This window comes from Thiohalophilus sp. (genome assembly GCF_034522235.1).
Classification (GTDB): domain Bacteria; phylum Pseudomonadota; class Gammaproteobacteria; order UBA6429; family Thiohalophilaceae; genus Thiohalophilus.
Window position 1 is genome coordinate 429,976 of record NZ_JAXHLN010000003.1, and the last position, 26,256, is coordinate 456,231.

The window sequence follows — 26,256 nt, forward strand, 5'->3', positions numbered from 1 at the left end:
TTGAGAGCACCGGGAACGCTGCTAGAGTAGCAGAAGTATGCGCGGATGCGCGCCATTTAACCCCCTTGTATTATCAGATCCGGAAGGGCTGTGGGGATCGGCCAGATCGACGCGGCGAATATATCGGGCACTAAAGTTAATGAAATTCAGTGGCTTGACGATATAATTGATTGGAGTAGGGAGAAAGGATACCAAATCATTAATATGGGACGATGCTCACGCCAACACCTCGCCTGCCTGCTTCTGGCTTTGACCTGGCAAACCGGCATTAGCGCCGAGCTTGATGAGGACCGTCCCGTGGATGCCAGGCAGACGGTTGTTGCCGTATTTCCTGAACGCTTTGCGCCGATCTACAGCATCACGGTCAACAGTTTGCCTACGGGTTTTGGTATCGAAATCATGGAGGAGGTGGCCTCGCGGGCCGGGGTGACGGTTGAATATGTTCCGGTCGCCTCCTGGGACGCGGCCTTCGCGCAGCTGAAAAGCGGCCAGGCGGATATCATTCCCAATCTGGGGATCACCGAGAAACGAAAAGCCTTCGTTAACTTCACCCGCCCGATCAACAAGATACCCGTCTCGTTACTGGTGCTGGAGGACAAGGGGCTATTCGATCAGTTAGATGATTTGAGGGGCTCCCGATACATTGTCGGTGTGGTGCGGGATAATGTCGGGGTCAATATTTTAAATCAAGAGCCGGCAATCAGAAGCCGTGAATATCCGCATCTGGCGGATGCCTTGCTGGATCTGGCAACAAACAAGATCGATGCGATCATCTATCCGACACCCCTCGCAAAATACCTTGCCAGGAATCTGCGGCTAAAAGGCCAGATACAGGCGATCGGTGAGCCGCTGCGCGAAATACCCCGGGCTATCGCCGTGAACAAACAACAACCTGAACTGGCAGAAAAGCTGGACCGGGCATTGCAGGAAGTCCTGGCGTCGAAGACCTACGGGACAATCTATTCGCGCTGGCATCCGGAGACGGTGTTCTGGGACCATCGGCGTGTGACCTATCTGGTCCTGGCGCTGGTGGTCATGGGCCTGCTGGCTTATGGCTACTTCCGGTTCAATGTGTTACGACGAATAAACAAGGCGCTGGAGTCAACCAATGCGTTCATTAATACCGTGCTGGATATCTCCGCCGAAGGGATTCTGACACTGAATCGCAATGGCATGGTGTTGACCGCTAACAAGGCGGCGGAGGAAATTTTCGGGCGGAATAAAGCCAGCCTGGTTGAATACAGTATTGCCAGCCTGATGCCGGAAGTGGAAGCCAATGAATTCAGTAAAACCCTCGAATCTTTTGATAGCGAAGCGCAGGCAAGGAAAAACCGGAACATTGAGGAGCAATTCAGAGAGTATCGGATCAAGTCTGACGATGGCCGACTCCGATCCGTCAGGATCGCATTGGATGTGACCCGGGTTGAAGGAGTTCAGTATTTTATCTGTACGGTCCAGGACGTCAGCCAGCTGCGTGAGGCCCAACAACTGGCGGATTTTTATGTGACGCATGATCCCATGACCGGGTTGATTAATCAAAACGGGTTCTCGGTCATTCTGGAAAACCTGTTGTCACAATCAAAACGCCATGGCCGGAGTTTGTCCTGTTTGCACATTGATATTGATCGGATGCATGCCATTAACAATACCTATGGGCGTGCAGGTGGTGACGAGGTGCTCATCCAGTTTGCGAAACGCCTCGGCGAGCTAATAAGAATCAGCGATTTGGCGGTTGTTTATGACGATAACCTGCTTGTCCGGGCAGGGGGGAACCGGTTTGTGGTGATATTACCGGAAACTGATCAAACAGGCGCGGTTTATGCCGGTAAAAGAATTATTTACGCTATCGAGGCGAAACCCTTCGAGGTAAACCAGAACTATATCAATGTTACCTGCAAAATCGGGGTGGCAATCTATCCTGAGCATGGCACTACGCCGGCCGAGTTACTGGCACGTTCGGAAGCCGCCCTGCGCAGTGCCAAAGCCAACAGTCGGAAACGTATTCATTTTTATGTGAAAGAAGATGACGAAGGAGAAAGGGCCAGTGAGGCCTGGGCTGACAGGATTATTCCGGGTATCAGGGAGAATCGGTTTTTCCTGCTGTTTCAACCCATCCTTGAAATACAGTCCGGGAAGGTGACTCACTACGAGGCTCTGGTGCGATATAAAGGCGCGGATGACAAGATTATTTTGCCGGGGGAGTTTATCCCCGTGGCAGAGCGCTATGGCTCGATCAAACAAATTGATCGGCGGGTTATGGAGCTGGCCATCACTCATTTGGCAGGCCATGACGCCATAGGCTCTGGTATTTCCATTTCCATCAATCTGAGCGGCGCAAATATCGGCGATCCCGAGTTGTTCGAGTGGCTGGAAGGGCTGTTTGAGGAACAGCAACTGGATCCGGGGCATCTGGTTTTTGAAATTACCGAGACGGCGTCGCTGCATAGTATCAGCACGGCGCGTTCGTTTATCGATTCCATTAAAGCACTTGGTTGTCGGATCGCGCTGGATGATTTTGGAACTGGCTTATCCTCATTTACCTATTTGCGAAATTTTCCGGTGGATATTCTGAAAATAGATGGCTCGTTTATTCGTAACCTGCCCAATAGTGAGGAAGATCGGGTGATGGTCCGCTCGATGGTGGATGTCGCGCACAGTCTTGGCAAGCAGGTGGTGGCGGAATTTGTCTGCTCGGAAGAGATATTCAATATCGTCAAGGACTTTGGCGTGGATTATGCGCAGGGCTATTTCATCAGCAAGCCCATAGAACTGGAGAAGTTTGTGGCAAGTAACAGTTCATTGCCCTCCCTCGCCCGTCAGGTGAGATAAAAAGAGAGTCGAAAGCCCCCATCTCCCGGTACGGAAAATGGATTTACAACGAGAACAGAGCAGCATGGTGAAGTGGAGCATAGGGTTATTGTAAGCCAAACCCGCCGGGAAGTGACGAGGTACGAGTTACGAGGAAATAAAAACACCGGAACTTCGGGTTGTTCAACCTGAAGTTCCGGTAGTAGGGGGGGGGTGGGCTTGTGACTCGTCCCTCGTCACTCGGCCCTGTATTTTTAGAAGCGCGTACCCACGCCCAGGCCGAACACCCAGGGATTAATCTGCACATCGACGCTGCCTGCACCGTCAATGGTTGCCGTGGTTTCGATGTTCATATAACGCAGATCGGCGTTGAAGAACCAGTCGTCGTTGATGTCGACATCGACACCGGCCTGGACGGCCAGTCCCAGGGAGTCATCCAGGCTCATATCGGTCCCCGCCAGGGCGCCCGTGGTTTCCTCGCTGAAGAAGGTGGTGTAGTTGATACCGGCGCCGACATAGGGACGAACATTATCTTGCGGGCTGAAGTGGTATTGCAGACCGACCGTGGGCGGCAGATGTTTGGTTTCCCCGACTTTACCGGCTCCGTCCAGGGTGATGTCGTGGGTGAACGGGGTGGCACCCAGGATGTCCAGCCCCAGATTGTCGCGGAACATCCAGGTGGCGTTGATATACAGCTGGGTATCGTCGTCGACACCGATGTCATCAGCCCCGAGTCCAAGGGACCCCGAGGCGTCGCTGCCGTCGTTGGGACTGACGTTGACCACGCCAAAACGCAGTAACAGATCGCCTTTTTCCAGCGCGGTCGCCGGCTGGCTGGCCAGTCCCAGTGCTGTGGTGGCGGCAATAGTTGATAACAGTGCTTTGTAATTCATGATAATGCCTCATCTCGTCGTGAAAAGCCGTTGTTGATAAGGACTGTGACAGAGGCGGGGAAAGGGGTATTGATCTGGATCAGGTTGTGTCACATGAATGAAAAGTGAGAGACAAAACATTGATCTGGATCAAACTACCTGAGTGCTGAGTGCTGAGTGCTGAGTGCTGAGTGCTGAGTGCTGAGTGGGAGAAAGTCGGCAGGGAGTAGGTCGGACAGAGCGAAGGCGGTGTCCGGCAATCCGGGGATGCCCGATACCGCTTTGCTCTATCGGGCCTACCAGGCTAAAAGAAAGTTGGCAGTCGCAGTTTGCAGTTGGTAGCTGTAGGAGCGGCTACGCCGCGAGGGTGTTCAATCAGGCGCAGGTCACGCTGGCAGGTAGCCTGCGTGACATCTACCCGATAGAGAGAATGTCAGGTAGCGTTTCACGTAACCTGATTGAGGCACCAGTCACCAGCCGCCAGAAACTAGCCCCTGTTGCCGCGCGAGAGCGCGGTAACGAGTTTGCGCAGGGCCTGGCCGCGGTGGCTGAGCTGGTTCTTGGTTTCGGCGGGCAGCTGGGCCGAGGTGCAGTGGTGGTCCGGGACATAAAACACCGGGTCGTAACCGAAGCCGTTGTCGCCCTGCGGTTCACGGGTGATGACGCCTTCCCAGGAGCCCTGACAGATCAGGGGCGTGGGATCGTTGGCGTGGCGCATGTAGACCAGCAGGCACTGAAAACGGGCGCTGCGGTCGGCGTCGGGGACATCGGCTAAATCCGTCAGCAGTTTTTGCAGGTTCTGCGCGTCACTGGCGCCGGGACCGGCATAGCGGGCGGAATAGATACCGGGTGCGCCGTTAAGGGCGTCCACCTCCAGGCCCGAGTCGTCGGCGATGGCCGGCAGCCCTGAGTGGTGCGCGGCGTTGCGGGCCTTGAGGATCGCATTTTCGACAAAGGTCAGACCGGTCTCGTCCACATCGCCGGCGTTGAACTCGGACTGGGGCAGCACCTGCATGTCGACCCCGGCCAGCATCTGGTCGATCTCGCGCACCTTGCCGGGATTGTTACTGGCCAGCACGAGGCGCTGCATACTCAGGCACCCAGTGCTTCGCGCTGTTTGTCGATCAGCTGATCGATGGCCTGTTTGCCGAGATCCAGCATGGCCTGCAACTCCTGCGGCGAGAAAGGCACGCCTTCGGCGGTGCCCTGGATCTCGATGAACTTGCCTTCGTCGGTCATCACCAGGTTCATGTCGGTTTCACAATTGGAGTCCTCGGGGTAATCGAGATCCATGACCGGCGTGCCCTGGTAGACGCCAACAGAAATGGAGGCGACATGATTGATTAACGGATCTTTTTGGATCCGTTTGGTGTCCAGCATATGGTTGATCGCATCGGCCAGGGCCACGTAGCCGCCGGTGATCGAGGCGGTCCGGGTGCCGCCGTCGGCCTGGATCACGTCGCAATCGACGGTGATGGAAAATTCGCCCAGCGCCTTGAGATCCACGGCGGCGCGCAGCGAGCGGCCGATCAGCCGTTGAATTTCCACCGTGCGCCCGCCCTGCTTGCCGCGCGCCGCTTCGCGGCCCATGCGGCTGCCGGTGGAACGGGGCAGCATGCCGTATTCGGCGGTAATCCAGCCCTGGCCCTGGCCGCGCAAAAAGCCCGGCACCCGATCCTCGACACTGGCGGTACAGATCACCTTGGTGTCACCAAACTCGATCAGCACCGAGCCCTCGGCATGTTTGGTGTAATGACGGGTAATCTTGATATCGCGTAACTGATCGGGAGCTCGGCCGCTGGGTCGCATAATCTGGAATCTCTTTGCTTGAATGAGGCGGCAGTATAGCGCGTCTGGCTCTGGCCGTTAACGCCTAAAAATATTAACCACCAAGACACAAAGACACCAAGTTTTACAAAATAAATATCTTTTCTTCGTGCCTTGGTGTCTTGGTGGTGAGCTGTTTATTTCATTTCGTCTTCGTAGGCCTTGATGGCGCGTTCGATCTCCTCGATGGCGCCGTCGAGGGTGTTCACGTCACTTCGGCGCTGGCTGGTCTGTCGGGGGTTTGGCTGCGGTTGTTGCAGCGAGATGATGCGGGCGGCCACCGCACTGGTGTTATCGCTTTGGGGGTAACTGGCCTGTTCGGCGCGCTCGGCCAGTTTGTCGATGTTGTCGCGCAGGCTGCCCGACGCCAGGCTGGAGCCGATCAGGGCGTCATCCAGCGGCTCCCAGAATCCGTCGGAGCACAACAGCAATACATCGCCTTCCTGCAGGGCGATGCTGTTGCTGATGGTGACCTGGGGCTCACCGGGGTTGAGGCCGATGCACTGGGTGACGAAGTTGCGCATGGGATGGCCCTGACGCTTGGACAGGGAGATGCGACCGGCCTGGTAGAGCTGTTCCACGTAGGAGTGGTCCTGGGTGCGGTAGATCGGCAGACCGTCGCGGAACAGGTAGACGCGGCTGTCGCCGACATGGGCCCACCAGGCCTGGCCGTTTTGCACCAGACCGAGCACGGCGGTGGTGCCGGGGGCCAGGGGCGGCTCCTGTTCCTGGCCGCTGAGCAGCACTGCGCGGTGGGCGCGGCGCAGCAGCTCGCGTAAAAAGCGGGGCGGATCTTCGGCCGGTAACGGATGCAGCCCCAGCTCGGTCTCGATGGTGTCGATTAAAGCCTGGGCGGCGACGTCTCCGCCGGGGCGGCCGCCCAGACCGTCGCCCAGAACCAGCAGCGCCCCCTGCTCACTGACGAACGCGCCGAGGCGATCCTGGTTCACTTCGCGGTTGCCCAGGCGGCTGGTCCGTCCGATCTCCATCTGCATGGTTCAGCCCTCTTCCAGCGTCACGTCGGACGCCTCGCCCTTGTCCAGCAGTGTCTGCAGTTCATCCACCGACTGGGGACGCAGCATCGGATCCACTTCCATGGCCCGGTCCACGGCGCTCAACAGTCGCGGCGAGTAACTCTTTTTAAAAGCGTATACCGCCGGTCGCAGGGTATCCCGCTCGCGACGCTTGGTGGAGGAGATGGGCGGCTGGCCGCTCATGCAGGTGCGCAGGGTGGCGCCGATGGCGTAAATGTCGGTCCAGGGACCCACATAGCCGCCGGGATCCAGCTGTTCGATGGGTGAATAGCCGGGAGTGACCACCTGGTTGGGCTGAAACTGGCGGGAGTGCATCATCTCGTGCACCGCGCCGAAATCGAGCAGCAGGGGCCGGCCGCCGGGACGCAGGTGAATATTGCCCGGCTTGATGTCCAGGTGCAGCAGCCCCCGGCTGTGAATGTGTCGCAGGCCGTCCAGCAGGCCGTGAAACACGGTCAGAATAAAGGCCTCGCTCATCTTGCCCTTGTGTTTGAGGATATAGCCCTGCAGGTTGGCGCCGTCCTCGAACTCCATCACCATGTAGACCGTGCCGTGCTGACGGAAGAAGTTGATTACGTTGACGATATTGGGGTGCTTGATCGATGAGAGGGTGCCGGCCTCCTGAAAGAACAGCCGTCGGCCGTGGGCGAAGCGTTCGACGAAGTGGTCCTGCGAGGCGACCACGTCCAGCTCCTCGTTGCGTACCGCCAGCTTGCTGGGCATGTACTCCTTGATCACCACTTTCTGCCCGGTGCCGTCGGTGGCCAGGTAGACGATACTGAAGCCGCCACCGCCGATGACGCGCTGGATGGTATAGCCGTCCAGGCGGGTGCCCCCGGGTAGTTCGTGAGTGATTCTGGCCATGTTGAATATCTGCCCCTGTCAGCTGCCAAGATTACCACACTCGCCGGCGGGATGGATGGTCAACCCCCGTCGCTTGCTGTACGCTATCCTTATCGGCATCGACATCCAAATATATAAGTAAAGACATCACTCATGGTCTACAGTATGACCGCCTTCACCCGCCAGCAGCAGACGGGTGAGTCCGGCGAATTCAGTCTCGAAATTCGTTCCGTCAATCATCGCTATCTCGATCTGAATCTGCGCCTGCCCGACGAATTGCGCGGCTTCGAACCGTTGATCCGCGAGCAGGTGGCGCAGCGGGTGGCGCGGGGCAAGCTGGATATCACTCTGCGCTTTCAGCCGCCGGTCTGCGGCGAGACACTGGATGTGGATTATGCGCTGGTGGAGAAGCTGGCCAGGACCAGCCATGCCATCGACAAATACATCTATAATCCGGCCCCGGTCAATGCGCTGGAACTCATGCACTGGCCCGGGGTGATTCGGGCTCAGACGGTGGACAGTGAGCAGTTGCAACAGCGCCTGGGCGAGCTGCTCGACGCGGCGCTGAATGATCTGCAGGCCATGCGCGGGCGCGAGGGCGCCAAGCTGCGCAAGGCGCTGCTGCAACGTTGTGATGCTATCGAGGCGATCCTGGCCCCGCTGGAACAGGCGCTGCCGGCGATCCGCCAGGCCATGCGCGACAAGCTGCAGGCGCGCCTGGCAGCACTGTCGCAGGAGCTGGATGAGGACCGGCTGGAGCAGGAACTGGTGCTGCTGGCGCAAAAGGCCGATGTGGACGAAGAGCTGGATCGTCTGCGCATGCACCTGGGGGAGATCCGCGAGGTGCTGGATGCAGCGCAACCCGTCGGCCGGCGGCTCGACTTTCTGATGCAGGAGCTGCACCGCGAGGCCAACACCCTGGGATCCAAGTCGGTGGACAGGCGCATGACCCGCGCCTCGGTGGATCTCAAGGTGCTGATCGAGCAGATGCGCGAGCAGGTGCAAAATATTGAATAACCCAGCGGGGACAATCCGATGACACTGACAGACAACGAGCCCACCCTCGGCACTCTCTACGTTATTGCCGCGCCCTCCGGGGCCGGCAAGACCTCGCTGGTGGCGGCGCTGGTGGAGAGCACACCCGATATCGATGTCTCCGTCTCGCATACCACCCGGCCCATGCGCCCCGGCGAGCAGGACGGGATCCATTACCACTTTACCGATGTGCCGACTTTCGAGCAGATGATCGAGGCGGGCCGCTTTCTCGAGCACGCCAGGGTGTTCGACAACTATTACGGTACCGCCATCGCCACCATCGAACAGGAACTGGACGCCGGGCACGATGTGATCCTGGAGATCGACTGGCAGGGGGCGGCCCAGGTGCGCCGGCAGGTGCCTGGCAGTGTGGGCATTTTTATTCTGCCGCCCTCGCGCGAGGCGCTGGAAGAACGGCTGCGCGGCCGCGGTCAGGACCCCGACGAGGTCATTGCCCGGCGCATGCGCGATGCGGTCAACGAAATGTCCCATTACGCCGAATTCGACTATCTGGTGTTTAACGATGATTTCGAGATCGCGCTGGCGGATTTACAGAACATCGTCCTCGCCCGCCGCCTGCGCTTCGCCGCCCAGGCCCGGCGCCATGCTGACAGCCTCAAGCAGCTCCTGGCGGAGCAGTGACGAGGGCCGAGGAACGAGGAGAAAAACCCCTTTCTCTCTCAGTGCGTAGGCCGGACATAGCGAACGCGGTGTCCGGCAACCCGGTGGGGGGAAGGGGGGGGGTAGAAAACAGCCCCACAAACCCCTCGGCCCTCGTACCTCGGCCCTGTTTTTATCTCTGGCACCACCGTGCCCGGATGACTATAATGGTCGGTCCCTGAACCAATTCCCGGCCAGGTCGACTGACGTGGCCCGAATCCCCGGAGTGAAATAATGGCACGTGTTACTGTAGAAGATTGTCTGGACAACCTGGAAAACCGTTTCGAGCTGGTACTGGTTTCCGCGCGTCGCGCGCGTCAGATCGCCAATGGGCGGGATCCCATGGTCGACCCGGAAAACGATAAGCCCACCGTCATCGCCCTGCGCGAGATCTCCGAAGGACTGGTCGATAGCTCGATCCTGGATACGCCGGAGGTGATTGAGGACAGTTTCGCCCCGCTGACCGACGAACAGGCGGCCGCCGAGCTGGAAATGGCGGCTGAACTGGAAGCCGGCAGCAGCGGGATCGAAACCGACGCCACCGAAACCGGTGAAGCCGACAGCGACGAGGATATCGATGTCGCCGCCGCGATCAAGGCCGCGCTGGGTGCCGAGCTGGGTAGCGACAGTGGCGAGGAAGAGGCCGACAAGCCGGCGTCCGGTGAAGCGACCTCAGAATCAGAAGAAGAGGATCGCGAGTAATCGCCCGCCCGCTTTCAGAGGTTACACCCCCGCCGAACGAGGCATTTCGTATCAGGCATCTGTGCGAGATGCTCGAAGAATACCTTGAGCCCGAACAGGTCGCCGAAGTCTACCAGGCCTACCTGTTCGGGGCCGAGGCCCACGACGGCCAGCATCGTCTCAGTGGCGAACCCTATATCACCCACCCCATTGCCGTCGCCCGCATCCTGGCGGAGCTGCGGGTCGATCATCTCAGCATCATGGCGGCCATTCTGCATGATGTGATTGAGGACACCAAAGTCCCCAAGGAGATGGTGGAAAAACGTTTCGGCAAGCATATCGCCGAACTGGTCGACGGGGTCTCCAAGCTCACCCATATCCATTTTGAAAACAAGGCCGAGGCACAGGCGGAAAACTTCCGCAAGATGATGCTGGCCATGACCCGCGATATCCGGGTGATCCTGATCAAGCTCGCCGATCGCCTGCACAACATGCGCACACTGGGCGTGATGCGTCCGGACAAGCGTCGGCGCATCGCCCGCGAAACACTCGACATTTACGCACCGATCGCCAACCGCCTGGGTATGAATAACGTGCGCCTGGAGCTCGAAGATCTTGGTTTCACTGCCATGTATCCCTGGCGCAGCAGGATCCTCGAAGAGGGGCTGAAAAAGGCGCGCGGCAATCGCAAGGAAATCGTGGGCAAGATGGAGGAGACCATCAAATCCCGCTTGCAGCAGGAAGGCTTGATCGGCCGGGTTATCGGTCGCGAGAAACATCTGTACAGTATTTACAAGAAAATGCGCGACAAGCATCTCTCCTTCAGTGAAGTGATGGATGTCTATGCGTTTCGGATCATCGTTGACAATGTCGATGCCTGTTATCGGGTACTGGGGGCGATCCATAACCTGTATACGCCGGTGCCGGGCCGCTTCAAGGATTACATCGCCATTCCCAAGGCCAACGGTTATCAGTCCCTGCATACCGTACTGATGAGTCCCTACGGCGTCGCCATCGAAGTGCAGATCCGTACCGAGGATATGCACAAGGTCTCGGAAGCCGGGATTGCCGCGCACTGGATGTATAAAACCAACGAAGGTATTAGCAATAACGCCCAGATGCGCGCCCGGCAGTGGTTGCATGAATTGCTGGAGATGCAGCAGAACGCCGGCAACTCCATCGAGTTTCTCGAACACGTCAAGATCGATCTGTTTCCCGATGAAGTTTATGTTCTCACCCCGCATGGCGAGATCAAGGTGCTGCCGCGCGGGGCCACCGCCGTCGACTTTGCCTATGCGGTGCACAGTGATGTGGGCAATCAATGCGTGGCGGCCAAGATCGATCGGCGTCTGATGCCGTTGCGCACCGGCCTGCTCAACGGCCAGACCGTGGAAATTATCACTTCGAAGGGCGCGCAACCCAACCCGGCCTGGCTGGACTTTGTCACCACGGCCAAGGCCCGCTCCAACATCCGCGCCTTTTTGAAAAACCTGCACATGGAAGAGGCGGTTCTTCTGGGGATGCGCCTGTTGAACAAGAGTCTGGCGGCCCATGGCACCGCACTGGAGAATCTGGCCGATGAAGAGGTACAGCAGGTATTGGCTGAATTCGGTTTTGAAAGTATGGAGCAGATGTTCAGCGAGATCGGGTTCGGCAATCAGATGGCCATGGTGGTGGCGCGCGCGCTGCTGTCCTCCGAATACGAGGCGGTGCCCGGTGATAAAGAAAAAGCGCAGGGCACCCCTCTGGCCATCAAGGGGACCGAAGGTACGGTAGTGACCTACGCCAAATGTTGCCGGCCGATTCCCGGTGATCCGATTCTGGGTTTTGTTACCTCGGGACGCGGAATTGTGATCCACACCGAGGATTGCAAGAACGTGGCCGAATACCGCAATCGGCCGGAGAAATGGATCGATGTTAAATGGGAAAAGGAGATCGAAGGCGAGTTCCCCATCGATATTCGCATGCTGGTACAAAACCGGCGTGGTGTGCTGGCCAAGGTCGCCGCGACCCTCTCCGAGATGGAAGCCAACATCGAAAACGTTACCATCGAGGAACGCGATGGCATGCACTCCACGCTGAGTTTCACTGTCTCGGTCAAAAACCGCCAGCATCTGGCGCGCATCATGCGCCATCTGCGTAAACTCGATATGGTTTCCCGTATTCATCGGTTGAAGCGATGAATGCGAAGTTGGCAGTTATCAGTATGCAGTTGGCAGCATTCAACTTACTGCCATCTGCCAGCTGACGACTGTCAACTTTTCAAAGCCTTGCGGTGATCGAACAATAAACAATACTATTGGAGCTTGTTATGTCTCGCGAAATAATCCAAACCGATCACGCCCCGCAGGCCATTGGCCCCTATTCCCAGGCCGTGAAGGTTGATAACACCGTCTATCTCTCCGGCCAGATTCCGCTGATTCCCGAGAGCATGGAACTGGTCACTGGCGACATCAACGCCCAGATCCGTCGGGTGTTCGATAACCTCGGTGCCGTGTGCCAGGCCGCCGGGGGCAGTCTTAATGACATCGCCAAGCTGAATATCTTTTTGACCGACTTGAGTCACTTTCCGACGGTCAACGAGATCATGAGCGAGTACTTCAGTGAACCCTATCCCGCACGCGCCGCCATTGGTGTTGCGTCGCTGCCCAAAGGTGCGGAAGTGGAAATGGATGCCATTATGGTTCTGGCACAGTAACCATTTTGTGGTCAACGATGTTTGACCGCCTTGCCGAAACAATAAAACAGGGACGTTTGTATTAACACAATGCCTGATTCATGGATGAACCGTTCAGCGCGTGCCCAGGCCCATGGTATAGTTATTTTCCATGACAACGCCGACTGCTTCTGCGACTGAATTGACCCGCCTCAAAGGCATCGGTCCGAAAATGGCCGAGCGGTTTGCCCGTCTGGGGATCGATTCAGTGGAGCAGCTGCTGTTTCATCTTCCCTTGCGCTATGAAGATCGCACCCGGGTGACCCCGCTGGGCGCTTTGCGTGCGGGCATGCACACGGTCATCGAAGGTGAGGTGCAGCTGAGTGAAATCAAGTTCGCCCGCCGCCGGATGTTGCTGGTGCGTCTCAGCGATCGCACCGGCTTTATCACGCTGCGCTTTTTTCATTTCAACGCCCGACAACAGGAGAACCTGGCGCGAGGCAAGCGGGTGCGAGCCTATGGCGAGGTGCGTCGGGGTGGCGGCGGGCTGGAGATGGTGCATCCCGAGTTCAGTGTGATCGAGACGGATGCCGCGCCGGCCGCCGAGACGGGGCTGACGCCGGTGTATCCGACCACCGAAGGGCTGCATCAGTTGACCCTGCGCAATGTCATGCAACAGGCTCTGGCCCTGTTGCGGGCCGATCGGCTGCCGTTGCCGGAGTTGTTGCCGGCCGGCTTACTGGCGGCCGATGCCCTGCCGGATCTCAAGCAGGCGTTGCTGTTCGTGCATCAGCCGCCGATCGAGACCGATCTGGATGAACTGCTCGAGGCGCGTCACCCGGTGATGCAGCGGTTGATCATCGAGGATCTGCTGGCGCATGTGTTGAGTCTGCGCCAGTTACGCCAGCGCAGTCGGACCCATCAGGCCCGGGTGTTGTCCACACACGGCGAACTGGTAGAGCAGTTTCGCGCGGCGCTGCCGTTTGAGTTGACTGCTGCGCAACAACGGGTGCTGGCCGAGATCGAAACCGATATTACGCAACCGGTGCCGATGCAACGTCTGGTACAGGGGGATGTCGGTTCTGGTAAAACGGTGGTTGCGGCGCTGGCGGCACTGGCTGCTGTTAACGCGGGTTACCAGGCCGCTATCATGGCACCGACCGAAATCCTGGCCGAACAGCATTATCACAACTTCGCCGCCTGGCTGGCGCCGCTGGGTATCGAGGTGGCCTGGCTGTCGGGCAGGGCGAAACAGAGCGAACGGCGGGTGGCGGGCGAGGCACTGGCCTCGGGGCAGGCGGCCGTCGCGGTGGGGACGCACGCCCTGTTTCAGGAGGAGGTGCAGTTTTCGGATCTGGCGCTGGTGATTATCGATGAGCAGCACCGTTTCGGGGTCCATCAACGGCTGGCCCTGCGCGAGAAGGGGCGCCGGGATGATGCGCTGCCCCATCAGTTGATCATGACCGCCACGCCGATCCCGCGCACCCTGAGCATGGCGGTCTATGCCGATCTGGACTGCTCGGTGATCGACGAGCTGCCGCCGGGGCGCCAGCCGGTGGAGACGGTGGTGCTGCCCGACGGTCGCCGGGATGAAGTGGTGGCGCGGGTCCATCGCGCCTGTCAGCAGGGCAATCAGGTCTACTGGGTCTGCACCCTGATCGAGGAGTCGGAAGCGCTGCAGTGCCAGGCCGCGGAGGAGACCGCGCAGCTGTTGCAGGCGGCCCTGCCGGATGTACGGGTCGGACTGGTGCACGGCCGGCTCAAGCCGCAGGCGAAAGAGGCGATCATGGCCCGCTTCAAGGGCGGCGAGCTGGATCTGCTGGTGGCCACGACGGTGATCGAGGTGGGGGTGGATGTGCCCAACGCCGGGTTGATGATCATCGAAAACGCCGAGCGTCTTGGCCTGGCTCAGCTGCATCAGTTACGCGGTCGGGTGGGCCGCGGCGGTCAGGCAAGCGTCTGTGTCCTGATGTATTATGGCACGCTTTCCGCCAATGCCCGCGAGCGTCTGGCGGTGATGCGACGCAGTAACGACGGCTTTGAAATCGCACGCAAGGACATGGAATTGCGCGGCCCCGGCGAAGTATTGGGGACGCGGCAGACCGGGTTGTTGCAACTGAAGATCGCCGATCTGCAACGTGACGAAGCGCTGATGCCGAAGGTCGTGAGTTTGAGTGATCAATTACTAAAGCAACACCCCGAGGCCGTTCAGCCGCTGATTCAACGCTGGGTGGGACAGGCGGTCCGTTATGGCAATGTGTGATTCGCGGGCGGTGGTATGAGGCGTTGTCCGCACAGCTTTTGCGAGCCGGTCTGGCGCTATCGGCAGCAGCTGCTCTCGCCTCTGCCGGCGCTCCGGGAGTGGCTGTTCGATACCGGTTCGCTGACCCGGCGTCTGCAACAGGCCTGCGACCGGGAATTTCGGGTCGAGGTGGTGGCGCAGGGCTGGCAACGGCCGCTGCTCAACGAGCGTCGCAGGCTGGCGTTGCCGACCCGGCGTCTGGCGCTGGTGCGTCAGGTCTATCTCTATTGTGGCGATTTGCCCTGTGTGTTTGCCCGCACCATTATTCCCCGGCAGACCCTGAGCGGGGCCGAACGCCATCTGGCGGTACTGGGTAATCGGCCGCTGGGCGCGCTGTTGTTCGCCGATCCGCGCATGCACCGCGAGCCGATGGAGTTTGCCCGCCTGCAGAGCGGTGAACGGTTGTTTGCCGATGCCGTACAGCGCCTGGCGAGTCCGCCGGCGACGATCTGGGGACGTCGCTCGGTCTTCTATCTGGCCGCCAAGCCCCTGCTGGTCAATGAAATATTTTTGCCCACGATCGAAAAACTGTGAACTTCATCTTTGACAAAATCTGATATCCCTATTTCAGCCAGTATTGTTACAATTCCCCATCAAGTCCGACACAGCACCAGCGACAGAGGTTGAATGAAACCGCTACTGCCGGCGATCAAACGCGAGATGATTCGCGAGCGTTTATATCAATATTATCTGCTGACGCGCCTGCATCGCCCGATTGGCCTGTTTCTGCTGTTGTGGCCGACCCTGTGGGCGTTGTGGATCGCCGCCGAGGGCTTTCCCCGCCCGGGAGTGTTTGTGGTGTTTGTGCTCGGGGTGATCCTGATGCGCTCCGCCGGTTGTGTGATCAACGATTATGCCGATCGCCACTTCGATCCGCACGTGGCGCGGACCCGGGAACGGCCCATCGCCAGCGGCCGGGTCACGCCGCGTGAGGCGCTGGGCCTGTTCGCGACCCTCTGCCTGCTGGCGTTTTTGCTGGTGCTGACCATGAACCGGCTGACGGTTTATCTCGCGTTTGTCGGCGTAGGGCTGGCCGCCATCTATCCGTTCATGAAGCGTTACACCCATCTGCCGCAGGTGGTGCTGGGCATGGCCTTCGGCTGGGCGATTCCCATGGCGTTTGCCGCCCAGGCGGGGGACGTGCCGAAGGTGGCCTGGCTGCTGTTTGTGATCAATGTGGTCTGGTCGGTGGCTTACGACAGCATGTATGCCATGGCCGATCGTGACGAAGATCTCAAGATCGGGGTCAAGTCCGCCGCTATTCTCTTTGGCGACGCGGACCGGTTCATCATCGGCCTGTTGCAGGGACTGATGTTTCTGGGACTGGTCTTGCTGGGGCGGGAGCTGGCGCTGGGCGCACCTTATTATATGGGGCTGCTGGTGGCGCTGGGGCTGGCGGGGTATCAGCAATATCTGATCCGGGATCGGCGCCCCGCCGAGTGTTTCCGGGCCTTTCTCAATAACCACTGGCTGGGCGCCGCGGTCTTCGTCGGCCTGTTTCTGGCATATATATAGTGGGTAAATCGGTCGCAGGGTGGGTATTCGCTGTAGTTTCGTCTACAATATCTATAAACTACAGTAAGTTAGATTGAATAATTAGAGTTTAATATTAAAAATTATCGCTAACAGGCCGATTCATTGAGGAGTCGGATTCGCCGGCAAGAGGCCAGGTTCTGAAAAGGGGGTGTTCTCTGTTCGGGTGGTTGAAAAAATCCAGCACAGCGCCGGGTCTGGCCGGGGTGCATCTTACTGATCGCGGCGTCGCCGTGGCGGCGGTCCGTTATCAGGCAGAGCAGCCGGTGCTGAGTTATTGCGAATTCGCGCCGGCCGGTAACGCCGAGCGCCCGCAGGTGCTGGCGCGGTTACTGGCGCAGGCGCCCCTGGCGGGGATGCGGGTCAGCACCCTGTTGAATGCCGGCGAGTTTGATCTGCAGCTGATCGAGGCGCCGGACGTGACGCCCGATGAGTTGCGCGCGGCGGTGCGCTGGCGCATCAAGGATCGGCTCGATTTCCCGCTGGATGAGGCGGTGCTGGATGTGTTCACCGTCCCCGGCCAGCAGGAACGAGGCCGTTCGCCCATGGTGTATGTGGTGGCGGCGCGCCAGGCGCAGGTGAAGCGCTACATCGATGCGCTGGAGAGCGCCGGGGCGGATCTCTGCTGTGTGGACATTCCCGAACTGGCGCAACGCAATCTGGCGATCCGACTGGCCGAGGATGCCCGCGGGGTGGCGATGTTGTCGCTGGGCCCGGACGCCGCGCTGCTGACCCTGACCTGTGGCGGAGTGTTGTATCTGGCCCGGGAAATCGATGTGGGGTATCGCGTGCTGGAGAGCGCCGCGCCGGCGCAGGAGGGCAAGGCAGGCGGCCTGCAGCTGGCGGAGAGCCTGTCACCGGATCAGCGGCGGGCGCTGGAAACCCTCGTTCTCGAGGTCCAGCGTTCGCTGGATTATTTTGAGAGCCATTTCGGCCTGGCACCGATCGGTCATCTGGTGATCGCACCGACCCCGATACCGATCCCCGCCATGCTGAACTACATGGGTGAAAACCTCGGCGCGGCGGTCAGGCAGCTGGAGTTGGCCGATATTCTGGATATCGAGCAGACCACGGATCGGACCCTGCAGGCCGAGAGTCTGCTCGCCATCGGTGTGGCATTGCGGGGGCTCGAGGCATGAGCGTGCATCAGCAGATCAACCTCTATCAGGAGGTATTCCGTGAACAGACCATCCCGGTATCGGCCCGTCAGGTCAGTCTGCTCCTGCTGGTGTTGATCGGGGTGCTGGGTCTGGTCTCTGCAGGACTGTACTGGCAACAGCAGGGTCTGCAGGAGCAGCTTGTGGCGCGCGAGCAGCAAAAGGCCGGGCTGGACGCCAGGCTGGCGGCATTGCGGCAGCAGTTTGAAACCCGTCAGGGTGATCCGTCGTTGCAACGGGCGGTTAATGCCCTGAACGAGGAACTGGTAACCAGGCAGCGGATTTTGCAGGCCCTGTCCGGCCAGCGTTTTGGTAATAGCGACGGCTTTGTCGAGCAGTTGACCGGCCTGGCCCGCCAGCGTATCGAGGGCTTGTGGCTGACGGAACTGGTGATACGCCGTGGGGGGACCCGGCTGGATATGCAGGGTCGCAGCCTGAAGCCCGAATATGTACCGAATTATTTGCAGAATCTTGCCGCCGAATCGATCTTTGCCGGTACCGAATTTGAGAATCTGGCCATTCATCGAAATGCGGATCATCCCGGACAGCTGGATTTTCAGCTGCAGAGTAAAACCCGCCGGGGTGAGGGCGAATGACACAGCAACTGCAACAGTGGGCCAAACGGTTCAATGCCCTGAGCCAGCGCGAGCGGATCATTCTGGCGATTGCCGCGGTGGTGGTCATTGGCCTCCTCTGGATGGAATTTATTTATCTGGCCCAGGTCGAGGCCACCAAGGCGTTCAGGAGCCGGATTCAGACCACCGATTCGCAGATTACGGCGCTGAATCAGCAGATGGTCACTTTCAGCAAAGAGGTTGAACGGGATCCCGATCGCACCAATCTGCAGCGCCGGGAAAAACTGCGCGAGCAACTGGCGCAGGTGGACGAACAGCTGCAGGAAAAAATGGGCGGACTGATCAGCCCGGCCCAGATGGCGCGGGCCCTGGAGGCGGTATTGACCCAAAAAACCGATCTCAAGCTGATCGGCGTGCGGAATCTGCCCATCCAGCCGTTGCTGGAGCTACCGGCCAACGAGGACGGTCAACGTCCCGGGTCGGGTGTCTATCGTCATGCCATGCAGATCGAATTCAGGGGCAGTTACCTCAGTACCCTGGACTATCTCAAGGCGTTGCAGGAGTTGGAATGGGATTTTTACTGGGACAGTCTGCAATTGCAGGTGGAGTCTTACCCGGTTTCGAAAGTTACCATTACCGTGCATACGCTGAGTCTGAAAGAGGGCTGGATCGGTGTTTAACAAGGCGGGTCGAATCGTGTTGTTGGGGATCCTTGTGGGGATGATGGTTCCCGCCGCCGCGCAGCTCGATGATCCGACCCGCCCGCCGGGTCATCGTCTGCCAGGGAGCAAGCAGTCCGGGCCGAGCTGGTATGTGAATACGATCAAGATCAGCGAGCATGAACGGATCGCCATCGTCAACGGTCGACGTGTCCGGGTGGGCGACACTGTCGGTGGCGCGAGAGTAGTGGATATCCAGCCGAGCTATGTGCGTTTGCGTTATCAACAGGAAGAGGTCGCCATCCGTCTGGTACCGGGGACGATCCGTAAACAGTTTCGCTAAAACAGGGCAACCGTGTTGAGTCGAGCCATGATAAAAGAATTGAAAATCATTATTCTGACCGGGCTGGTCATAAGCCTGTCCGCCTGCGCGGGCAATCAACAGCGCCCGCCGGCCACACTCGAATCCATCGATGCGGCCCTCGACGAGGCAGGTGCCGCTTCGGATGACCAACGAGAGGAGACGCCGCCAAGTATCAGCGACGCCCTGATGCCGGAGTTTAATCTGGCGTTGCCGGACAGCACCGGGATCGATACCGAGCCGCGTTTTGATATCAAGGTGAACCGGGCGAATGTACGCCGCTTCTTTATGGAGCTGGTGGAAGGAACACCGCACAATATGGTGATGCATCCCGAGGTGGAGGGTCGCATTACCCTGGATCTGAAAAACGTGACCGTCGCGGAAGTGATGGAAGTGGTGCGCGATGTTTACGGCTACGATTATGAGCAGACTCGCAGCGGCTTCAAGGTCTTCCCCAATACCCTGACCTCTCGCATCTTTACACTCGACTATCTGGATATTAAACGCAAAGGGGTTTCCAACCTGCGAGTCAGTTCCGGCCAGGTGACCGAGCAGGTCCCCGCCAGCGGGGTGGGCCGAAGCGGCGGGCTGTCCGGTTCCGGCGACATCAATCAGCCGGGTGGCCAGCGCAACAGCCTCTCCGGCAGTTCCATCAATACCGAATCCGAGTCCGACTTCTGGAAGGACATGGAGGCGGCGCTCAAGACGATCGTCGGTAATAAAGAGGGCCGCAGTGTGGTGGTCAATCCCCAGTCGGGTATCGTGGTGGTTAATGCCATGCCCACGGAACTGCGTGCGGTGGAACGTTTTATCAACTCCACCCAGAATGTGATTCAACGCCAGGTGATTCTGGAAGCCAAGATCATCGAAGTGGAGCTTAACGACAGTTTTCAGACCGGTATCAACTGGTCGGCCCTGCATGATACCGCCAGTAACAGTTATCTGATTAACCAGACCGGTGGCGGCAGTATCTTTGGCGGCTCGAATGTCGCGGGCACCTCCGGTAATTCCGGTAATCTCAATCCCGATGCGCTCAACCAGATCGATGGCTCCTCCGCCTCGGCCTTCGGCGGGGTCTTCTCCATGGCCCTGAATATTGGTAATGATTTTGCCGCATTTATCGAACTGCTCAAGACCCAGGGTGATGTGCAGGTGCTCTCCAGTCCCAAGGTGTCGACGATTAATAATCAAAAAGCGGTGATCAAGGTCGGTGAAGACGAGTTCTTTATTACCGATGTGGCTTCCAATACAGACATCACGACCGGCACGTCGACCACCAGCAGCAACGTGGAACTGACGCCGTTCTTTAGCGGTGTGGCACTGGATGTGATTCCTCAGATCAGTGATGACGGTAATATTATTTTGCATATTCATCCGTCGGTCAGCACGGTGAAGGAAAAAACCAAGAATATCAGTGTCTCCTCGGCCACCACCTTCAGTGTGCCGCTGGCGATCAGCACCATTCGTGAGTCGGATAGCATTATTCGTGCGCGCAGCGGCCAGGTGGTGGTGATCGGGGGCTTGATGCAGGACTCGGTAAGCGATGAGGATGCCTCGATTCCCGTGCTGGGTGATTTGCCCCTGATCGGGGGCCTGTTTCGCCATACCCGTGAGGTGACCCGCAAGAGCGAGCTGGTGATTCTGCTTAAACCTGTGCTGGTGGAAGGGGATCAAACCTGGTCGGATGCGGTCCGCTCCTCGCAGGATCGGATCAACAAAATGCGTAACCGACGTTAAGCCGATCCGATGAGCACGATAGCATGATGTATCTGCAACACTTTGGCCTACGCGAAGCACCTTTTTCGCTCACACCGGATACGTCGTATTTTTTCGCCTATGGCCATTACGCCGACGCATTGAACACCCTGCTGGTGGCGCTGCGCAGCGGTGAGGGGTTTATCAAGGTGGTCGGTGAAGTTGGCACCGGCAAAACCCTGTTGTGCCGCAAGTTGCTCAACACCATGGACAAGGATTTTGTCACTGCCTACATTCCCAATCCGATGGTAACACCCTCCGGTCTGCTGGCCGGCCTGGCATCGGAACTGGGTATTACCCTGTCCAACCGGCCTTATGGCCTGTACCAGTTGCAGAAGATGATCACCGATCGCCTGATCGAGCTGACCGGCGAAGGCAGGAAAGTGGTGTTGTGTCTTGACGAGGCCCAGGCCATGCCGACCGATACCCTGGAGACCCTGCGCCTGTTGACCAACCTGGAGACGGAAAAATACAAGCTGCTGCAGGTGGTGTTGTTCGGTCAGCCGGAACTGGATGAACGATTGAATACCCGACAGGTGCGCCAGCTCAAGCAACGCATCACCTTTTCCTACCGGATCGAGCCGATTGATCGCGATGGTCTGGATTCGTATGTCTCGCACCGACTGGTTGTTGCCGGCTATCAGGGTGGGGCCCTGTTTGAACATCGGGCGATGCGAACATTGTATAAATGTAGTCGGGGGATTCCGCGCCTGATTAATATCCTCTCCCACAAGGCGATGATGGCCGCTTACGGGCGCGGTGACACGACCGTGGGGCAGCGACACATGCGCATGGCGGTGAAGGATACCGAGGATACCCAGTTGTCAAGCCCGCCACGCCGCTGGCCCTGGTGGCTGGCGGCCGGCGCTATGGCGGCGGCCATGCTGTTTTACTGGCAGGGTGACAAGATGCCGGGGGTCAGTTTATGAGTTTGATCAACCAGATGCTCAAGGACCTGGAGAGTCGCCGTGCCGAATCGGTGGCGTCGCCGGACAGTCCGTTAAAAGGGGTGAACCGTTACAACGTCGCGCAACGCCGACCAGCCTATCTGTTTTATGGGCTGGGGGCATTATTGTTGATCCTCGCGGCACTGGTCGGCTTCCTGGGTTGGGCATACCTGAATCCGCCACAGCATGCCGACGCCGCGACACCCCCGGTGGCCGTTGAGATGTCCCCCACTACGGAAGAACAACCCGCGTCGGCCAACGAGACGCCGGCGGTCAAGGCGTCGCCCCAAAAGGCGGCACCTGAGCCCGGGCCGGAACCGGAATCTGTGGTCAGCGCCAAGCCCCCGTCGTCGCCGGAACCTGCCAGGCAACAACAAGCTGAGGCGACAGTGGCGGAACAGCCCGCGACGACCGGATCCCGGCAACGCGAGGAGGCGGGCGAGGATGATGCGTCGGTTAACAAACGTAGTCGGCCGTTAAGTGACGAGCAGCGCGCCGAGCTGGCCTATAAAAAAGGCTATCAATTGCTGGGCCGGGAACAGCTGGAAGCCGGTGAACGCCAGCTGCGCGACGCGTTGACGCACTACCCGCGCCATCACGGGGCACGGGAACTGCTGGCCAGTGTGTACATCAAACGCGGGCGTTATGTGGAGGCCGGTAGCTTGTTAAAAGAGGGCCTCGCGCTGGCGCCAGGGCATACCTTGTTTGCCAAACTGTATGCGCGGGTATTACTGAAACAGCAGAAGCCGGCCCGGGCGATCGCCATCCTGGAACGGCAGCCGCCGATGCCGGGGGTGGACAGCGAATATCACGCACTGCTGGCGGCGCTCTATCAGCAGACCGGTCAACATCTCAAGGCGGCAGCCAGTTACCGGGACATACTGCGGGTCAATCCCCATCAGGGAAACGGGTGGATCGGATTAGGGATTTCCCTGGAAAAACTGGAGAAATACGCTGAAGCGCGTTCGGCGTATCAACGCGCGAAAAACAGCACCAATCTGACAGAGAATCTCCGCCAATATGTTGATAAACGGTTGGCCGTTCTGGCCGATGCCGGGCACTGAATTTCTTTACTCCTTACGATTGTTGTCTGGTTCCGGCAGCAGGGCTGTTCTATAATAAATCACATACGTCTCCTTGCCCTTGCTTGCCATGCTGAAAATCGCCACTCACATTACCGGATTGCTGAGCCTTATCGTGCTCCCGTTGCTTGCGACGGGTCCTGCGCTGGCCAAAGAGCAGGACAACGGCTACCTGCCGCAGTTTCGCGTGAACATGGATCGCAGTACCCGGGGTTCATTGTTAGGCGGTGATCACGCTGCACGACACAACATCCTGCTGCCGCGCCTGAACAGTTTCGACCCGACGATGGATTCGACCGGATCGGGTCAGCCCTTGCAGCAATATGATGCACGACTGTTTTATCCGGTCAGCACCATTCACGGGATGTCGCTGGATCTCGGGGTCAACGTCAAATATCTCAATGCCGTGGGCCGTTATTCCCAGGCTGACGGGACCGATGTGATTCATAATTTCAATCAGGCTATTCCCATGTTCCATGCCACGGCGCTGTTTGATCTGCCCTTCGATGGTTTATCCGCCTCGTTAGAGGGCAGCCACCGGGATACCGAACAGGCCCGCGCCTTCGACTACAAGGCCAAACTCCGGTACAAATGGGAACGGGGTCTGGGTCTCGAAGGCGGCTGGCAGCATCAGCAATACTCCCTGGACTACGGTCAGACCTATCCCGGGCTGGATTATGAGTCCAAAGGGATCTTCCTCGATCTGTTCATGGACTTCTGATCCAACTCTTCTTTGTTTGAATATTCTAAGTCTTTCACCGCAGAGACGCAGAGGATACAAGCTTTATTTTCTGGCTGTCGTTATCATCGAATAGGCTTGTTTTATTACTTCGTGAGCTGCACGGGCAGATATAATTTTTCTGCGGCCTTCGCCCTAACCAACAGGTATAAACGCCTTTGCGTTAATTCAAACACCCTGAACGATATGGTGAGACTTTCGCTCTCAGCGGGGAAAGTCGGCGCGCGCGACAGCGATCACGGTGATCGATTCGGCCCCGGCCCGGCGCAGGCAACGGGCCAGTTCGTTGACGGTGTGGCCGCTGGTGACAACATCGTCGAGGATGCCGATCGAGCGACCGCGCAAGTCGGCATCGATATAGAACGCCTGACGCAGATTTTGCCGGCGCTGAGCCAGCGGTAACCGGCTCTGGGCGGCGGTGTGCCGTACACGATGGCATTGCCCGGTGAGCAGCGGCAGGTCAGCGTATTGGGCGACAAAGCGGCCGATTTCCACTGCCTGGTTGTAGCCCCGCTCGCGCAACCGCCGGCGATGGAGGGGAACCGGCAGCAGCGCATCGAGCGACTGCAGGTGGGTTGTCGGCAGGGTCAGGCCCAGCAGTTCACCAAGCAGACGGGCATGGGACAGCTTTTGTTGGAATTTGAGCCCGGTAATAAGCTGATCGATGGGTGGGGCATAAATAAAGGGAATCAGGCTGTGGCGATAAAACGGTGGGTGTGCCAGGCAGCGCCCGCACAGGGTCTGCTCCGGGGCGATCGGCAGGGCACAGCGCCGGCAGGCGTGTCGATTGCCGGGCAAGACGGCGAGACAGTCCGGACACAGTGGCTGGTCCCGGGGCTGGGGGCTGTGACAAAGCCAGCAGCCCGGCCGGAACAGGTCGAAATTTAACCAATTGTTCACTTTGCGCATCCTTGCGAGTTGACACCGACAGCAGGGTGTCTATCATGCGGTTCCTTGTCCCAGTCTAGCCGAGCGTGCGCCATCGTGGAATCCGAGCACTCCCGTTCCAGCCATTTTTTCAGCGCCGACAGCTGCCGACGGATGGCGCGGCTGTTTAATCTGGGCAATATTATTGCCGTGGCGCCCGGTCTGATCATGGCGCCCTGGATCCTGCTTGGGGAAGCGCCCCACATGACCCTGATTTTCATGTTTATCCTGATGGTGGTCCCGCCGATCCTGTGGTTCGGTGTCTCCATCGCCATCTATACCATCGCCCGCCATCATCCCAATGCGCGAGTCGGCCATTACACCCAGCAGGCCGCGTACCGGTTTTACGGGGCTTTCGGCATCGTGATACCCGTGGGCACCTTTTATGGCACCCAGTGGCAGCTGTGGATCATGACCGGCGGCATTGTCGCGCTGATTCTGATCCCCTGGTCACTCTGGGATTTGCACCGCATTCAACAAGAACCCTGGCAAGACACGTACGGGGAAGGGGAACCGCAATGACACAAACTGCTACCGCCATCGACAATAACCTGCGTCACGACTGGCAGGTCGAGGAGATCGACGGCCTGTTCAACCTGCCATTCAATGATCTGCTGTTTCATGCCCAACAGCTGCATCGCCACTATTTCGATCCCAACCAGGTGCAGGTCAGCACCCTGTTGAGCATCAAGACCGGTAAGTGTCCGGAAGATTGCGGCTATTGTCCGCAGAGCATTCGCTACGATACCGGACTGGAAGTCGAGCCGCTGATGCCCCTGGATGAGGTGATTGAATCTGCCAGGGCCGCCAGGGCCAATGGCTCGAGTCGCTTCTGCATGGGCGCCGCCTGGCGCAGCCCGAAGGACCGGGATCTGGATCCGGTGATCGAGATGGTCAAGGCGGTCAAGGATCTGGGCCTGGAAACCTGCCTGACGCTGGGCATGCTGACCGAGAGCCAGACCCGGCGGCTCAAGGAGGCGGGGCTCGATTATTACAATCATAATCTGGATACCTCCCCGGAATATTACGGCGAAGTCATTACCACCCGCACCTACCAGGATCGCCTCGATACGCTGGAGCACGTGCGTAATGCCGGCATGCATGTCTGTTGCGGCGGTATCCTGGGGATGGGCGAGAGCCGTTACGATCGGGTGCGGTTGATGCAGCAATTGGCCAACCAGCCGCAGCATCCCGAAAGCGTACCTATCAACATGCTGGTACGGGTGGAGGGGACGCCGCTGCAGGAAGCCGAGGATTTCGATCATATCGAGTTTATCCGCAGCATCGCCGTGGCGCGGATCCTGATGCCACAATCTTACGTGCGTCTGTCAGCCGGACGTGAAGAGATGTCCGACGAAATGCAGGCGTTGTGTTTTCTGGCCGGGGCCAACTCGGTCTTCTACGGCGAAAAACTGCTGACCACCCCCAACCCCGGCGCCGATCACGACAGCCAACTGTTCGACAAACTCGGCATCCGGGCCATTTAGATAGAGGGGTTAATTAACGCGGAGGACGCAGAGGCGCAGAGACGCGGAGTAATAAACTTATTAAGGCTTATTGAGTTTTCGAGCGAGGCTTTCAAGCCAAATAAGTGTTCCAAATACCAGGCCAGAGAGGTCGCTTCGTCATGTGGTTTCTCGCAATGTCACCACTATTTTCAGTCATTGCGAGCGAAGCGAAGCAATCTTTTGAACAAAAAGATCGGGCATTCAGAACGCTTGATATTTAGTGCCGCCGGAGTCAGACAGTAATATATATTTTCTCTGCGCCTCCGCGACTCTGCGTCCTCCGCGTTATTTTCCA

The 26,256-nt window shown here is 58.6% G+C and carries 25 protein-coding genes; 19 read left to right on the forward strand and 6 right to left on the reverse strand.

The window, feature by feature from the left end:
* The first annotated feature begins 90 nt into the window (after positions 1-90).
* Positions 91-2,829, forward strand: coding sequence for an EAL domain-containing protein (locus U5J94_RS04970; protein ID WP_322564536.1), 2,739 nt, complete (start codon positions 91-93; stop codon positions 2,827-2,829).
* Between the two features lie 233 nt (positions 2,830-3,062).
* Here the strand turns inward: U5J94_RS04970 and U5J94_RS04975 are convergent, their stop codons facing one another.
* The 5 genes from U5J94_RS04975 to U5J94_RS04995 form a co-directional block, all read right to left on the reverse strand.
* Entirely contained in the window at positions 3,063-3,701 is a 639-nt protein-coding gene (locus U5J94_RS04975; protein ID WP_322564537.1) for an OmpW/AlkL family protein, read from the reverse strand.
* Between the two features lie 466 nt (positions 3,702-4,167).
* Complete coding sequence (locus U5J94_RS04980) at positions 4,168-4,770, reverse strand: XTP/dITP diphosphatase (RefSeq protein ID WP_322564538.1); 603 nt, start codon at positions 4,768-4,770, stop codon at positions 4,168-4,170.
* A 2-nt stretch (positions 4,771-4,772) separates the two neighbouring features.
* Positions 4,773-5,489 carry a ribonuclease PH gene (rph, locus tag U5J94_RS04985; RefSeq protein ID WP_322564539.1) on the reverse strand — a complete coding sequence of 239 codons (717 nt, stop codon included), beginning with the start codon at positions 5,487-5,489 and terminating at the stop codon, positions 4,773-4,775.
* A gap of 155 nt (positions 5,490-5,644) precedes the next feature.
* On the reverse strand, positions 5,645-6,502 hold the full coding sequence (locus U5J94_RS04990; protein WP_322564540.1) for a PP2C family serine/threonine-protein phosphatase: 858 nt from the start codon (positions 6,500-6,502) through the stop codon (positions 5,645-5,647).
* Positions 6,503-6,505: 3 nt separating this feature from the next.
* Positions 6,506-7,405, reverse strand: coding sequence for a serine/threonine-protein kinase (locus U5J94_RS04995; RefSeq protein WP_322564541.1), 900 nt, complete (start codon positions 7,403-7,405; stop codon positions 6,506-6,508).
* A gap of 132 nt (positions 7,406-7,537) precedes the next feature.
* On the opposite strand from U5J94_RS04995, the gene U5J94_RS05000 reads away from it, so the two are divergent.
* The 16 genes from U5J94_RS05000 (at position 7,538) to U5J94_RS05075 (ending at position 23,508) form a co-directional block, all read left to right on the forward strand.
* Positions 7,538-8,401, forward strand: a complete 864-nt coding sequence (locus U5J94_RS05000) for a YicC/YloC family endoribonuclease (RefSeq protein WP_322564542.1) — start codon at positions 7,538-7,540, stop codon at positions 8,399-8,401.
* 18 nt (positions 8,402-8,419) lie between these two features.
* On the forward strand, positions 8,420-9,061 hold the full coding sequence (gmk, locus tag U5J94_RS05005; protein ID WP_322564543.1) for a guanylate kinase: 642 nt from the start codon (positions 8,420-8,422) through the stop codon (positions 9,059-9,061).
* A 252-nt stretch (positions 9,062-9,313) separates the two neighbouring features.
* Positions 9,314-9,781: a DNA-directed RNA polymerase subunit omega gene (rpoZ, locus tag U5J94_RS15235; RefSeq protein ID WP_416224152.1), complete on the forward strand. Its 468-nt coding sequence runs from the start codon at positions 9,314-9,316 to the stop codon at positions 9,779-9,781.
* Between the two features lie 68 nt (positions 9,782-9,849).
* Positions 9,850-11,943: a bifunctional GTP diphosphokinase/guanosine-3',5'-bis pyrophosphate 3'-pyrophosphohydrolase gene (gene spoT, locus U5J94_RS05015; protein WP_322564544.1), complete on the forward strand. Its 2,094-nt coding sequence runs from the start codon at positions 9,850-9,852 to the stop codon at positions 11,941-11,943.
* A 128-nt stretch (positions 11,944-12,071) separates the two neighbouring features.
* Positions 12,072-12,458 (forward strand): RidA family protein, encoded by a 387-nt coding sequence (locus U5J94_RS05020; protein ID WP_322564545.1) that lies wholly within the window; start codon positions 12,072-12,074, stop codon positions 12,456-12,458.
* 130 nt (positions 12,459-12,588) lie between these two features.
* Entirely contained in the window at positions 12,589-14,679 is a 2,091-nt protein-coding gene (gene recG / locus U5J94_RS05025; RefSeq protein WP_322564546.1) for an ATP-dependent DNA helicase RecG, read from the forward strand.
* A 15-nt stretch (positions 14,680-14,694) separates the two neighbouring features.
* Positions 14,695-15,252 (forward strand): chorismate--pyruvate lyase family protein, encoded by a 558-nt coding sequence (locus tag U5J94_RS05030; protein ID WP_322564547.1) that lies wholly within the window; start codon positions 14,695-14,697, stop codon positions 15,250-15,252.
* Between the two features lie 93 nt (positions 15,253-15,345).
* Positions 15,346-16,233 (forward strand): 4-hydroxybenzoate octaprenyltransferase, encoded by an 888-nt coding sequence (gene ubiA / locus U5J94_RS05035; RefSeq protein ID WP_322564548.1) that lies wholly within the window; start codon positions 15,346-15,348, stop codon positions 16,231-16,233.
* Between the two features lie 188 nt (positions 16,234-16,421).
* Positions 16,422-17,390, forward strand: a complete 969-nt coding sequence (pilM, locus tag U5J94_RS05040) for a pilus assembly protein PilM (RefSeq protein WP_322564549.1) — start codon at positions 16,422-16,424, stop codon at positions 17,388-17,390.
* A complete protein-coding gene (locus tag U5J94_RS05045; protein ID WP_322564550.1) occupies positions 17,387-18,004 on the forward strand; it encodes a hypothetical protein in 618 nt (205 codons plus the stop codon). The genes pilM and U5J94_RS05045 overlap by 4 nt, the downstream gene beginning before the upstream one ends.
* The gene (locus U5J94_RS05050) at positions 18,001-18,663 is read left to right on the forward strand and encodes a hypothetical protein (RefSeq protein WP_322564551.1); all 663 of its coding nucleotides are present in this window, start codon (positions 18,001-18,003) and stop codon (positions 18,661-18,663) included. Before U5J94_RS05045 ends, U5J94_RS05050 begins: the two co-directional genes overlap by 4 nt.
* A 40-nt stretch (positions 18,664-18,703) precedes the next feature.
* Positions 18,704-18,985, forward strand: coding sequence for a hypothetical protein (locus U5J94_RS05055; protein WP_322564552.1), 282 nt, complete (start codon positions 18,704-18,706; stop codon positions 18,983-18,985).
* A gap of 27 nt (positions 18,986-19,012) precedes the next feature.
* Positions 19,013-20,740, forward strand: a complete 1,728-nt coding sequence (gene mshL, locus U5J94_RS05060; protein WP_322564553.1) for a pilus (MSHA type) biogenesis protein MshL — start codon at positions 19,013-19,015, stop codon at positions 20,738-20,740.
* A gap of 26 nt (positions 20,741-20,766) precedes the next feature.
* Positions 20,767-21,687, forward strand: a complete 921-nt coding sequence (locus tag U5J94_RS05065; protein ID WP_416224192.1) for an ExeA family protein — start codon at positions 20,767-20,769, stop codon at positions 21,685-21,687.
* The gene (locus tag U5J94_RS05070) at positions 21,684-22,769 is read left to right on the forward strand and encodes a tetratricopeptide repeat protein (RefSeq protein WP_322564555.1); all 1,086 of its coding nucleotides are present in this window, start codon (positions 21,684-21,686) and stop codon (positions 22,767-22,769) included. Before U5J94_RS05065 ends, U5J94_RS05070 begins: the two co-directional genes overlap by 4 nt.
* 133 nt (positions 22,770-22,902) lie before the next feature.
* Entirely contained in the window at positions 22,903-23,508 is a 606-nt protein-coding gene (locus U5J94_RS05075; RefSeq protein WP_322564556.1) for a hypothetical protein, read from the forward strand.
* Between the two features lie 222 nt (positions 23,509-23,730).
* Here U5J94_RS05075 and U5J94_RS05080 read toward each other — a convergent pair whose 3' ends face one another.
* Entirely contained in the window at positions 23,731-24,426 is a 696-nt protein-coding gene (locus tag U5J94_RS05080; RefSeq protein WP_322564557.1) for a ComF family protein, read from the reverse strand.
* Positions 24,427-24,480: 54 nt separating this feature from the next.
* On the opposite strand from U5J94_RS05080, the gene U5J94_RS05085 reads away from it, so the two are divergent.
* Positions 24,481-24,975, forward strand: a complete 495-nt coding sequence (locus U5J94_RS05085) for a hypothetical protein (RefSeq protein ID WP_322564558.1) — start codon at positions 24,481-24,483, stop codon at positions 24,973-24,975.
* Positions 24,972-25,940 carry a biotin synthase BioB gene (gene bioB, locus U5J94_RS05090; protein ID WP_416224153.1) on the forward strand — a complete coding sequence of 323 codons (969 nt, stop codon included), beginning with the start codon at positions 24,972-24,974 and terminating at the stop codon, positions 25,938-25,940. The genes U5J94_RS05085 and bioB overlap by 4 nt, the downstream gene beginning before the upstream one ends.
* The last annotated feature ends 316 nt before the right edge of the window (positions 25,941-26,256 follow it).